This window comes from Salinicola sp. LHM (assembly GCF_034479735.1).
In the GTDB taxonomy this organism is placed as follows: Bacteria; Pseudomonadota; Gammaproteobacteria; order Pseudomonadales; family Halomonadaceae; genus Salinicola; species Salinicola salarius.
On the sequence record NZ_CP140261.1, the window covers coordinates 1622031 to 1634364 of the forward strand.

Here is a 12334-nt window from a genome sequence, read left to right on the forward strand (position 1 = left end):
GTCGCTAGCATGGCCGGACTCGATTCCTCGGGATATCTGTCTTTCGTGGCAGGGGGCTTTGGTTTTGCTGAATACGACTTTCGATGTATTCCATGCCCGTGCGCCGCCGAGAGGCATCGTCGAGTCCGTGATCCGGCTTCTGCCGGGAGTTACTGAGCCGGTTGCCAGTGTACGCGGTTGCGTCCCTGCTCTTTAGCCGCATAAAGCCCCAGGTCGGCACGCTTGATGGCTGGCTTCAGAGAGGTTTCGCCGACCAGGATGGCCGTCACTCCCAGCGACGCCGTATAGTGCAGCCAACCATTTCCAGTTACCTCTGGATCGACTTCCACTGGTGAGTTTTCCAGGGTCAGACGTAACCTTTCGGCAATATGTATCGCTTGTGACTGGGAGGTATCGACCAGCAGTACGGCAAACTCTTCGCCGCCCATCCGGCAGAGTACGTCGCCATCGCGCAGCAGTTGACGGCCCGTCTCGGCAAAGGCTTGCAGCACCCGGTCACCCACATCGTGGCCGTAGGTGTCGTTGATATGCTTGAAATGATCCAGATCTATCGCGATCAGCGCGAGCGGTTCACCGCTTCGCTCTGCCCGGGCAATCTCCTGGACGGCTTGATCCTGCAGATAGCGACGGTTGCCGAGACCGGTGAGGGGATCGGTCATGGCCTGGCGGGCCAGAGTTTCCTCCAGTTGCTTGCGTTCGGTGAGATCGAATACCGTGGCGCGTGAATGCACAAAGCCGCGTGAGGTTCTGTAGGCCGTGGCCTGAATGATCACTGGAATGGTGGTACCTGCTCGGGTCCGCAGCGCACATTCCGCCGAGCCTTCCTGGTCGGGACCCAGAACGCCTTGAAAGGCTTCCTCGAAGGCCTCTCGTGTTTCAGGCGTAATGAAATGGCTATAGTCGAGCCGATCGATCACTTCCTCGGCCCGGTATCCCAGCCATTCGAGTTCCGTACGGTTCATCTGGACGACACGCCCCTCCGCATTCAACGAATGATACCCGCAAGGCGCATAGTCATAGAGATTGCGAACTTCCTTGGCATACTGCTGGGCTTCTCGCTTCAGTAATTGCTGCCGATGGCTGCTGATGGCCCAGACGATGCCTGGCAGAATGGCCAGGGCGTAGAGCATGAAAATGAGCAGAACGGGTACGTCCTGATCGAACAGGGTGGTCAGGCGAGGCTTGGAAACCAGGATACCTAGCTGCCAGGGATAGTAGGATGGGGTGCTGTAAATCCCGCTGGCCAGACTGCGGTATTGTCGAGTCCGAATATCGATGGTCTGGAAAAGCAGGAGACGGTCGTCCATCTCTACCTGGCCGTGATCTTGTTGCGAAAGCGACTCCCATTGTTCAGGAAACTTTACTTTGAAGTTCCTGCCGAATGTCGTCGTTCCAAAAGCTTTGGCAAGAAGCCAATTGCCTTGACCATCGATGAGAATGGGCTGCGCCGTGCTGTCGATGGACATCGCGTGTCGCATGTCGGTGGTCAAGGATTGCCAGTCGACGCTAGACAGCAAAACCCCTTTGCGTCGGCCCTCGTTATCGAAGACGGGCGTGGCGATACTGATGATCGGAACCACGCTGTCATTCGCGTTTTCATAGCTGGGCTGGCGGGTGGGAGGGGAGATGTAGAGCTCGCCAGGCGCCAGTTGCATGGCTTCTTGGAAATAGACCGAATCGGCGTAAGAACGGCCGGTCGAAAGCTTGTCCTGACGCTTCCCATACTTGACATGAAGAAGTTCCTGCCCGCGCGTATTCAGCAGCATCAGCGTGGTGTATCGCCCCGAATGCGTAAGCAGGGTGTCGAACAGCAATGCGAGCCGCTCGGCAGTCAGTTGCTGGGCCGTGGAGGGGAAAGGCGACTGCCTGGTCTGGACGCTATCGAGATAATATTTGAGCAATGGCATCCTGGAAGTTGCCACGATGTCGTCGAAACATTCGTTCAGCCGCCTTTGCAGAGCCTCTCGCCCGCTCTCCAGCATGGCCTGGGCACCGACTCGACTTCCGTCGATACGTGCCTCCAGATAGGCGTAGGATAGCGGATAAAGAAACGCCGTGATCAACATCACGGGGACGACGATAGCTAGCATGAGTCGTGAGCAAAGCGCATTCACTTTCACGGATGGATCTCTCGAAATGCCACGAGGGCTATTGGCCTCGGCAGTCGATGACGCCACTGCACCCGGCGCGAGTCAGATCGAGGGCCGTCCGGCCGCCCGATCGACAATCGTTGTCTTGTCGTTTCTTCCGTTCAGGGGAGCGTATCGGGCAGTCTCTGTAACTCCTTCCAGGGCATGGGCCTGGCGAAAAAGAAGCCCTGAAGATAATCGCAGCGACGCTGGCAAAGGTCTTTCTGCTGCGTGGATTGCTCGATGCCTTCAGCTACTACCGTCAATGCCATGTGGTGCGCCATGGTGATGGTGCCCTCGACGATGGCGGCATTATGGGAGGATGTCAGGATGTCTTCGATGAAGGCGCGATCCAGTTTGATCTTGTGGATCGGTAGATCACGGAGGTAGCTCAGGCTGGAAAAGCCAGTACCGAAATCGTCGATGGCAATGGAGATGCCCATCGCGCGCAACGCTGTGACCAGGTCAATGACCTTCTCGGCATTCTGCAGCAGAATACTTTCGGTCATTTCCAGCTCGAGCAGATTCGGTGGCAATCCGGTTTCGTCGAGCACGCGTTTGACCTCGTCGAGAAAGCCGTCGCGGTGAAACTGCAGTGACGATATGTTGACCGCAACCGGAACGACTCGGTCTCCTCGCGCTTGACTGTCGGCTAGCGTCTGGCAGGCCTCACGCAATACCCAGCGACCGATATCGATGATCTGTCCGGTCTGTTCGGCCACCGGAATGAAGACGCCGGGAGATATCATCCCATGCAGCGGGTGGTGCCAGCGGATCAAGGCTTCGACGCTGCGAATTCTGCCAGTAGTCGCCTCGACGACCGGCTGATAGAAAAGCTCGAACTGACCTTCACGCAGCGCCATCTGGATATCGTGGCGCATCAATACATACTCGCCCGTGCTCTCGTTGCCACCACCTTGATACCACTGCCAGGTATTGCGCCCCTGGCGTTTCGCGCCCTCCATGGCCAGGTCGGCATATTGCAACAGTTCCTGCGCGCGCCGAGTGTCTGCGCCACGACAGGCGAGCCCGATGCTGGTACTGATATGCAGCATCTTTCCATCGATATCGAAGGGAGACTCGAAAGCTTCGAGAATGTTCTTCGCAGCCTCGGCCGCAGCGTCATGGTGAGGCAGGTGCGGCAGCAGAAAAATGAATTCGTCACCACCGACACGGGCCAGCATGTCGCCGGCGGCCACATACTGGCGGAGCCGTTCCGCGACGGCGACGAGCATGCGATTGCCGACGGGATGCCCCAGGCCGTCGTTGACGGTCTTGAAACCATCCAGATCGAGATACATCACGGTCAACGGGCTCTGGCGCTTGAGGCTTTTGCGGTATTCCCGTTCCAGGCGCGCGTCCAATGAGGCTCTGTTGGGCAAGCCGGTGAGCAAATCGTGGGTCGCCTGATAGGCAATTTGCGCTTCCTGATCCCGATGCTGGGTAATGTCTTCCTGAGTGCCGATGAAATGGGTGCACTGCCCCCGTTCGTCGGTGACGGGGCTAACGGTGAGGCGGTTCCAGAACGTCGAACCGTCCTGTCGATAGTTGAGCAGGGTGACCTGTACTTCGGTGTTTGCCTGCAAAGCCTTGCGGATGGTCTCGACAGCCGCCGGATCGGTTCGCTCCCCTTGCAGGAAGCGGCAGTTCCTGCCGAGAACCTGATCGTGCGAGTAACCCGTCAGATGACAGAAGGCGTCATTGGCATAAACGATGGGTCTTTCCGTCTGGATCGCATCGACCATCACCATGCCGACGGGGCTGGCCTCGATGCCGCGTTGCAGGAGTCTGAGGTCGGCTTCCCGGCGTTTGCGACGGGTGATGTCGTGGCAAATCCCGTAGACGCCCACGATCTCCCCATCGACGGTGACCGGAAAGTTGATGACCTCCAAAGGATAGGTGCGTCCACTGGCGTGGATGCCGATCGTCTCATACTGGCGGGATTCGCCACTCCGGGCGGCATCGAAGGCCGCTTGGGTCAGCTCTCGGTAATCCGTGGCGATGAAGTCATCGAAGTGGCGGCCGATCATCTCGTCCACCGGGTAGCCGGTGATCTGCTCCAGCGCGGCGTTCCCCTGCTGGAAGCGCCCCTTCAGATCGAATTCGTAGACACCATCCGGATGGTTGTCGAACAAGGAGCGATGCCACTCGGCCAGGGTGCGATGCTGATGAGTATCACGGTCGCGGAGGAACGCCAGCGTGACCAGTGCTGCCGCTTGCCGCAAGCGTTTCTGCGAGGTCTCGTTGGCGGGCATGTAGCCACGATAGTACGTCTCGAAAGTCCCCAGTAACTCGCCTTGTGACGTGATCAGCGGACTCGACCAGCAGGCCTTGAGGCCCTCAGTGGTCGCTTCTTCGGACCAGGCCCGCCAGCAAGGGTCGGCCTGAATATCCGCCGTGATCACGACCTGACGACGAGCAGCTGCCGCGCCGAAGGAGGCCTGATCGAGACCGACGGGAACGTTTTGCAATCGTTCTGAATAGCGACTGGAAAATCGGGAATTCGGCAGTAGGCTGAGCGTTTGTTGTTCGGAATCAAAGCTCATGAAAGCGACCACTGACCCCGGCAGTAGATCGCCTACCCAGTTGGCAAGGGTTTCCAACACGCTTTCCAAAGGTGCCTGATTGGCGATCATGTCGTGGATATTCTGCTGTGTTTCCATGAGCGTGAAGCTGGCGTTCATTATTTTGTTTACACGGTTCAAACTGCCTCCCTCGCATGGTCTGGTCATTGTTGGCTGGCAAGGAGGTTTGCGCCGGCACTTGCCGAGGCTGAGAAGCATATGGATCTCGCCGGGAACGATACCAGGCGGGGAAAAGATACTAGTCGGAAACAATACCAGTAGAGGAGCGGGGCATGTTCAAGGAAAAGCGGACATTGTGCATGCCTTTGCTCATCTATCTGGCTTCTTCCTCTCATACTTTTTCGGGAACACTCTCATGACTGTAACATAAGTCAACATTTGGTATCGTAAAGTTTCAATAGCGAAGCTTGGAGATAAGGCCAAAGGAGAGGTTGGGTGTGAGTCGAAGTCGGCGGCAAAAGCCCATGGCGCTTGTGCCATGGGCTTTGCTTCTTCGGGTCGTTCAATCGAAGTGCTCAGGCGTCGTCGAGTTTCTGCTTGAGCAGGCCATTGACCTGTTGCGGATTGGCGGTACCGCGAGAGGCTTTCATCACCTGACCGACGAAGTAGCCGATCATCTTGCCGCGCTTTTCCGGGTCGGCTTCGCGGTACTGGGCGACCTGGACCGGGCTGTCGGCGATCACCTGATCGATCATCGCTTCGATGGCCCCGGTATCCGTGACCTGCTTGAGGCCGCGGGCGTCGATGATCTCGTCGGCGCTCGCGCCTTCGTTGTTCCACAATGCCGCGAAGACCTGCTTGGCAGCCTTGCCGTTGATGGTGTCGTCGAGCACGCGGCTGATCAGGCCGCCGAGCTGTTCCGGCGTCACCGGGCTGTTGCTGATGTCGATATTTTCGCGGTTGAGATGCCCGGAAAGTTCGCCCTGGACCCAGTTGGCGGCCTGCTTGGCATCGCCGCAGACGGCCAGTACGGCTTCGAAGTATTCGGCCATCGGGCGCGTCGATGACAGTACGTCGGCATCGTAGGTGGAAAGCCCCAGGCTGGTTTCGAAACGGTTGCGTTTCTCGGTGGGCAGCTCCGGCAGCGTCGAGCGCTGGTGCTCGATGTAGGCTTCGTCGAGCATCACCGGCAGCAGGTCGGGGCAGGGGAAGTAACGGTAGTCATTGGCTTCCTCCTTGGTCCGCATGCTGCGGGTTTCGTCCTGGTCAGGGTCGTAGAGCCGGGTTTCCTGAACGACCTTGCCGCCGTCCTCGATCAGCTCGATCTGGCGCTCGACCTCGAATTCGATCGCGCGCTCGACGAAGCGGAAGGAGTTGACGTTCTTGATCTCGGCGCGGGTGCCGAGGGTCTCCTGACCCTTGGGTCGGACCGAGACGTTGACGTCGCAGCGCATCGAGCCTTCGGCCATGTTGCCGTCGGAAATGCCGAGATAGGTGACGATGGCATGAATCGCACGGATGTAGGCCACCGCTTCTTTGGCCGAGCGCATGTCCGGCTCGGAGACGATCTCGAGAAGCGGCGTGCCGGCGCGGTTCAAGTCGATGCCACTCATGCCATGAAAGTCTTCATGCAGAGATTTGCCGGCGTCCTCCTCCAGATGGGCGTGATGGATGCGAATGCGCTTGCGGACATCGTCATCCAGCACGATTTCCACTTCGCCCTTGCCGACGATGGGTTGGGCCATCTGGCTGGTCTGGTAGCCCTTGGGCAGGTCGGGGTAGAAGTAGTTCTTGCGCTCGAACAGCGAGGTCTCGGGGATCTCGGCATTGATCGCCAGGCCGAACTGGACGGCCATCGCCACGGCGCCTTCATTCAATACCGGCAGCACGCCCGGCAGGCCCAGATCGATGGCGCAGGCCTGGGTGTTGGGCTCGGCGCCAAAGGCGGTCGAGGCGCCGGAGAAGATCTTGGATTGGGTGGCGAGCTGGACGTGGACTTCCAACCCGATGACGGTTTCCCACTGCATTAGGTTGTCTCCTGATCGGTCGGGTGCCGACGGTGCCAGTCCGTCGCCTGCTGGAACTGGTGCGCCACGTTGAGCAGTTGGCTTTCGGCGAAATGCTGGCCGAGGATCTGCAGGCCGATTGGGCGTTTGCCAGCGAACCCGGCCGGCACGCTGATGCCCGGAATGCCGGCCAGGTTGATGGCGATGGTATAGATGTCCTGCAGGTACATCGAGACCGGGTCTTTCTTGGCGCCCAGGTCGAACGCCGTCGTCGGTGCGGCCGGCCCCATCAGGACGTCGACCTCTTCGAAAGCATCGAGGAAGTCCTGCCGGATCAGGCGGCGAACCTGCTGCGCCTTGCGGTAGTACGCGTCGAAGAAGCCCTCGGACAGGGTGTGGGTGCCGATCAGGATGCGGCGCTTGACCTCGTCACCGAAGCCTTCGGCGCGGGTACGCTTGTAGAGATCCTCGAGGTCGGCCGGGTTCTCGCAGCGATGGCCGAAGCGCACGCCGTCGTAGCGCGAGAGGTTGGAGGAGGCTTCCGCCGGGGCGATGACGTAGTAGGCCGGAACGGCCAGATGCGTGTGCGGCAGGCTCACCTCGCACACCTTGGCGCCCAGGGATTCGTAGACGCGAATCGCCTCGCGGATGGCGCTTTCGACCTCGGTATCGAGCCCGTTGCCGAAATACTCCTTGGGCAGGCCGATCTTGAGGCCGTCCAGCGGGGCGTCCAGTTCGGCGAGATAGTCCGGCACCACGCGGGCGACGCTGGTGGAGTCGCGCAGGTCATGCCCGGCGATGGCACCCAGCAGGAGGGCACAGTCCTCCGCGCTCCGGGCCATCGGGCCGCCCTGGTCGAGGCTCGAGGCGAACGCGATCATGCCGTAGCGGGAGACACGGCCGTAGGTCGGCTTGAGGCCGGTAATGCCGCAGAAAGCGGCGGGCTGGCGAATCGAACCGCCGGTGTCGGTGCCCAGCGCGGCGGGGGCGAATCCGGCGGCGATGGCGGCGGCGCTGCCACCGGACGAGCCGCCCGGCACGGCGGTACGGTCCCACGGGTTCTTCACCGGGCCGTAGAAGCTCGATTCGTTCGACGAGCCCATGGCGAACTCGTCCATGTTGGTCTTGCCGAGGCTGATCATGCCGGCGGCCTCGAGCTTCTCGACGACGGTGGCGTTGTAGGGCGCCTGGAAGTTGTCGAGCATCTTCGAACCGCAACTGGTGCGGATGCCCTGGGTGCAGAAGATGTCCTTGATCGCCAGGGGCAGACCGGCGAGCGGCCGTGAATCGCCCTTGGCGCGGGCCTGGTCGGCGGCATCGGCGGCGCTCAGCGCCTGGTCACGAGTGACGGTGATGAAGCTGTTGATGTCGCCATCCAGCCGCTCGATGCGGTCGAGCAGGCTGGTGGTCAGCTCTCGACTGGAAAAGTCGCCGGCCTTGAGCCCTTTGGCGAGCTCCGTGAGCGTCATATGGTGCATGGGGTCGCAGTTCCCTGAATCAAATCGCTACGCAGAATGGGTGACAAACGGTGCCGGCCCATCGAAGAAGTGGCGCCGAACCTGGTCGTCTCGCCATCGGCGTCGAGCTCGTTTGTCGGTTCATGACGTCGAACGCATTCGGCTATTCACGGCGTCGAACTTATTCGGCTGTTCACAGCGTCGAACTTATTCGACGACGCGCGGTACCAGATAGAGGCCATCGGCCGTTTCCGGCGCACAGGCCTGGAAGGCTTCGCGCTGGTTGGTCTCGGTGACTTCGTCCGGTCGCAGACGCTGAGTGGCGTCGAGCGGGTGAGACAAAGGGGCTACGCCGTCGGTGTCCACGGCCTGCAGGCGGTCGACCATTTCCAGGATCCGGGTCAGATCGTCGACATAGCCGGCAGCTTCGGCGTCGCTGTTGAGGCCCAGGCGTGCCAGGTGCGCTGCGCGCAACACGTCTGCGTGTTCGATTGCCATGTAGTGAAGGTCCTCTCGTTGGGACATCGCGTCGTTGGTGTCGGAGACGCCGCATCGGCGGCGGTTGCGTCTCCGGAACGATTCGTCTCTGAGCGTTCGTCGCAAAAAAGGTCGCGAAGGTTCGCGACTTCCTGTTCGCCACGTCAAGAAATGGAGGAGACATTATCATATTCGCGCCCCCTCTGGCAGGCTCGCGCTTGCTGCTTTACCCCCACGGTGATACCGTTTGCGTCCGCACAGGGTTCCGGTCTGGACTAGGTAAAAGTTTCCATGTTTAAACGTTTACGGGGGCTGTTCTCGAGCGATCTGTCGATCGATCTGGGAACCGCCAACACGCTGATTTACGTCCGCGGTCGCGGTATCGTCCTGGACGAACCCTCCGTTGTGGCGATTCGCCAATCCGGCAACATGCGCAGTGTTGCGGCCGTCGGTCTCGACGCCAAGCGGATGCTGGGGCGCACGCCCGGTAACATTACCGCCATCCGTCCGATGAAGGATGGCGTGATTGCTGACTTCACCGTTACCGAGCAGATGCTGCAGCACTTCATACGCAAGGTTCACCAGAGCACCTTCCTGACTCCCAGCCCGCGCGTGCTGGTGTGCGTTCCCTGCATGTCGACGCAGGTCGAGCGCCGCGCGATCAAGGAGTCCGCCGAGGGCGCCGGGGCGCGCGATGTCTATCTGATCGAGGAGCCGATGGCTGCCGCGATCGGTGCCGGTCTGCCAGTCGAGGAAGCCCAGGGATCGATGGTCGTCGATATCGGTGGTGGCACGACCGAGATCGCGATCATTTCGCTCAACGGGGTGGTCTATTCCGAATCCGTGCGTGTGGGTGGCGACCGCTTCGACGAGGCAATTACTTCCTACGTGCGCCGTCACTACGGCAGCCTGATCGGTGAAGCCACGGCGGAGCGGATCAAGGAAGAGGTCGGGTGTGCCTATCCCGGTGGCGAGCTGCGCGAGATCGATGTGCGCGGCCGCAATTTGGCCGAGGGCATTCCGCGCAGCTTCACGCTCAACTCCCACGAGATTCTCGATGCGCTGCAGGAGCCGCTGGCGTCCATCGTGACCGCGGTCAAGAGTGCGCTGGAGCAGTCGCCGCCGGAGCTTGCCTCGGATATCGCCGAACGTGGCCTGGTGCTGACCGGTGGCGGGGCCCTGTTGCGGGACATCGACAAGCTGATCGCCGAGGAAACCGGCCTGCCGGTCATCATCGCCGAGGATCCGCTGACCTGCGTGGCACGCGGTGGCGGCAAGGCGCTCGAGATGATCGATCAGCATACCTTCGAACTGCTCTCCAGCGATTGAGGCCAGCCGCGACGGATGACGCCACCGGTGGCGCCATCCGTCCTCGGTAGATGGGGGTGAGGCCTATCAAACCGCTGTTTTCCTACGGCCCGATACCGACGTACCGCATGCTGTTGTGTGCGGTACTGGCATTCGGGCTGATGTTTGCCGAACATCGCTTCAGTGCGGTGGAGACGGCACGTTCTCATTTGACCACGGTCGTGGCGCCCATTCAGTGGCTGGTGGCGCTGCCGAGCGAGGGTGTGCGCTGGAGCGCCATGGCGATCTCCGATCAGCAGGCGCTGATCGACGAGAACGGGCGGCTGCGCGAGCAGTTGCTGACGCTCTCCAACCGCGTGCAGCGCATGGCGAGCCTGACCGCCGAGAACATCCATCTGCGCGAGCTGCTGAACGCGCCCAATCCTGCCGACGTGCCCTATATCACCGCCGAGCTTTTGTCGCTGGACTCCGATCCGTTCACCCAGCAGATGGTGATCAATCGCGGTCGCCGCGACAGTGTCTACATCGGCCAGCCGGTGATGGATGCCTCGGGGCTGATCGGTCAGGTAGTGTCGGTATCCGCCTATACCAGCCGCGTGCTGATGGTGGCCGACGCCAACCACGCCGTGCCGGTGGAGATCAATCGTAACGGTCTGCGCTTCATCGCCCAGGGCACCGGTCAACTCGATACGCTCAATATCCCCAGCGTGCCGGCCACGGCGGACATCCGCGAAGGCGACCTGCTGGTGACCTCCGGCCTGGGAGGGCGTTTCCCGCAGGGATATCCGGTGGCCCGGGTGGATGAAGTCAAGCGCGAGTCGAGCCAGGCATTCATGGAGGTGTCGGCCGAGCCGATTGCCCAGCCGGAGCGATCGCGCTATTTCCTGCTGCTGTTTCCCCCCGAGCGACCCGAGGTGAAGCTGGACGGACCGGAGCGTATGGCGCGGCAGGTGGTCTGGCCGGGGGATCCGGCGCATCCCGACGCCAACCGTATCAGTGAAGAGGCGTTGACCGCAGCGCTGATGCTGCAGTCGACGGAGCAGGAGTGAACATGGGCCCGTTCGGTTATCTCTTCGTCTGGTTCACGCTGCTGCTGGCGCTTTGCCTGCAGGTGATGCCGCTGCCGGATGCCTGGCTGGTATGGCGTCCGGACTGGCTGGGCGTGTTGCTGGCCTACTGGTGTGTCGCCACGCCGCAGCGGGTCGGCGTGCTGCATGGGTTCGTGCTGGGCCTGATGCTCGACCTGATCGAGGGCGCGCCGCTGGGGCAGAATGCGCTGGTGCTCTCGCTGTTGGCCTATCTCTTCTTGCTGCTCTATCAGCGCTTCCGGGTCTACTCGATCTGGCAGCAGGCGGTGCTGGTGTTCATCCTCCTGGGTATCGCGCAGCTGGTGGAGCAGTGGCTGCGCACGATCTTCGGGCCGATCTCCGTCAGCCTGGAATTCCTGCTGCCGGCACTGATCGGCGGGCTGCTGTGGCCGTGGCTCTTCACCATGATGCAGGTGGTGCGGCGCCGGCTGGGGATCGGTTAGAAAACACTGCCTAAATGTCTGCGCAGGCGAAGCGATGCTGGAGCGCCAGCCCGACCGGAATTCTCACCTATATCCCCTAGGCTCCGGTTGCTGCGCTCCGGGCGTTTTGCGATGGAGTGCCGTCCACTTCATCCTGCTCGACGATTGATACAGCGTTTCCTCGGTCTGTCTTCACCTGGAGCCTTCGGATGCTTTCTACCGCTATTCCCATGCTGCGCCTGGCATCGGCCTCGCCGCGCCGGCGCGAGCTGCTCTCATCGATCGGTGTGGCGGTGGAGGTGGCGCCCACGGATATCGACGAGTCGCGCCGCGAGGGCGAGTCGCCCGAGGATTTCGTTTCCCGGCTGGCCCGCGAGAAGGCCGAGGCGGGCCACGTCGGCAGTTCGTTGCCGACGCTGGGCGCGGACACTGTGGTGGTCTGCGACAACGCCATCTTCGGCAAGCCGAACGACGAGACGCACGCCCGCGAGATGCTGGCGGCGCTGTCCGGGCGGACCCATCGCGTGCTCTCGGCCGTGGCAGTGATCGGCGCCCACGGTATGCGTGACTGTCTCGTTGCCACTCGGGTGTCCATGCGCCGCATCGACGAGGCGGAAATGGCCGCCTACTGGGCGACGGGAGAGCCGGCGGACAAGGCCGGCGGTTACGCGATACAGGGCCGCGCCGCAATCTTCGTCGAGCGTCTGGAAGGAAGCTATTCGGCGGTCGTCGGGCTGCCGCTTTACGAGACGGCGGGACTCCTGCGCGCTCAGGGCATCGCCTTGTGGGATGGTGTCGGGGCTGTGTCATAATCCCGAGCACGGCCCCAACAACTCGCGAGAATCCGTTGACGATCTCGCGAGCTAGAGTCTCGATTTTGGATAATTCGGGCGAAAACACTTTAGGAGGCGGAGTTTACATG

9 protein-coding genes are annotated in these 12334 nt (G+C 61.3%); 4 read left to right on the top strand and 5 right to left on the bottom strand.

Annotation, left to right across the window (positions count from 1 at the left end; translation table 11 throughout):
* Positions 1-149: 149 nt before the first annotated feature.
* The 5 genes from R5R73_RS07565 to gatC all read right to left on the bottom strand — a co-directional run bounded on the left by R5R73_RS07565 (position 150) and on the right by gatC (position 8615).
* A complete protein-coding gene (locus R5R73_RS07565) occupies positions 150-2120 on the bottom strand; it encodes a diguanylate cyclase (RefSeq protein WP_322529328.1) in 1971 nt (656 codons plus the stop codon).
* A gap of 131 nt (positions 2121-2251) precedes the next feature.
* Positions 2252-4792 carry an EAL domain-containing protein gene (locus R5R73_RS07570; protein ID WP_322529329.1) on the bottom strand — a complete coding sequence of 847 codons (2541 nt, stop codon included), beginning with the start codon at positions 4790-4792 and terminating at the stop codon, positions 2252-2254.
* Positions 4793-5229: 437 nt separating this feature from the next.
* Entirely contained in the window at positions 5230-6681 is a 1452-nt protein-coding gene (gene gatB, locus R5R73_RS07575; protein ID WP_322529330.1) for an Asp-tRNA(Asn)/Glu-tRNA(Gln) amidotransferase subunit GatB, read from the bottom strand.
* Positions 6681-8138 carry an Asp-tRNA(Asn)/Glu-tRNA(Gln) amidotransferase subunit GatA gene (gene gatA, locus R5R73_RS07580; protein ID WP_322529331.1) on the bottom strand — a complete coding sequence of 486 codons (1458 nt, stop codon included), beginning with the start codon at positions 8136-8138 and terminating at the stop codon, positions 6681-6683. Before gatA ends, gatB begins: the two co-directional genes overlap by 1 nt.
* A gap of 186 nt (positions 8139-8324) precedes the next feature.
* Complete coding sequence (gene gatC / locus R5R73_RS07585; protein ID WP_071232912.1) at positions 8325-8615, bottom strand: Asp-tRNA(Asn)/Glu-tRNA(Gln) amidotransferase subunit GatC; 291 nt, start codon at positions 8613-8615, stop codon at positions 8325-8327.
* Between the two features lie 270 nt (positions 8616-8885).
* Between gatC and R5R73_RS07590 the strand changes: the two genes are divergently transcribed.
* The 4 genes from R5R73_RS07590 (at position 8886) to R5R73_RS07605 (ending at position 12224) form a co-directional block, all read left to right on the top strand.
* Positions 8886-9923 (top strand): rod shape-determining protein, encoded by a 1038-nt coding sequence (locus R5R73_RS07590; protein WP_071232911.1) that lies wholly within the window; start codon positions 8886-8888, stop codon positions 9921-9923.
* Between the two features lie 107 nt (positions 9924-10030).
* Positions 10031-10951 (top strand): rod shape-determining protein MreC, encoded by a 921-nt coding sequence (gene mreC, locus R5R73_RS07595; RefSeq protein WP_244179943.1) that lies wholly within the window; start codon positions 10031-10033, stop codon positions 10949-10951.
* A 2-nt stretch (positions 10952-10953) separates the two neighbouring features.
* Entirely contained in the window at positions 10954-11433 is a 480-nt protein-coding gene (gene mreD, locus R5R73_RS07600) for a rod shape-determining protein MreD (protein ID WP_071232910.1), read from the top strand.
* Between the two features lie 188 nt (positions 11434-11621).
* Complete coding sequence (locus R5R73_RS07605) at positions 11622-12224, top strand: Maf family protein (RefSeq protein WP_322529332.1); 603 nt, start codon at positions 11622-11624, stop codon at positions 12222-12224.
* Positions 12225-12334: the final 110 nt, after the last annotated feature.

Bases quoted from the DNA above. Each gene is read 5' to 3' on its own strand.
- R5R73_RS07570 (WP_322529329.1), bottom strand. From the start codon at position 4,792: ATGGAAACACAGCAGAATATCCACGACATGATCGCCAATCAGGCACCT.
- gatB (WP_322529330.1), bottom strand. From the start codon at position 6,681: ATGCAGTGGGAAACCGTCATCGGGTTGGAAGTCCACGTCCAGCTCGCC.
- gatA (WP_322529331.1), bottom strand. From the start codon at position 8,138: ATGCACCATATGACGCTCACGGAGCTCGCCAAAGGGCTCAAGGCCGGC.
- gatC (WP_071232912.1), bottom strand. From the start codon at position 8,615: ATGGCAATCGAACACGCAGACGTGTTGCGCGCAGCGCACCTGGCACGC.
- R5R73_RS07590 (WP_071232911.1), top strand. From the start codon at position 8,886: ATGTTTAAACGTTTACGGGGGCTGTTCTCGAGCGATCTGTCGATCGAT.
- mreC (WP_244179943.1), top strand. From the start codon at position 10,031: ATGCTGTTGTGTGCGGTACTGGCATTCGGGCTGATGTTTGCCGAACAT.
- mreD (WP_071232910.1), top strand. From the start codon at position 10,954: ATGGGCCCGTTCGGTTATCTCTTCGTCTGGTTCACGCTGCTGCTGGCG.
- R5R73_RS07605 (WP_322529332.1), top strand. From the start codon at position 11,622: ATGCTTTCTACCGCTATTCCCATGCTGCGCCTGGCATCGGCCTCGCCG.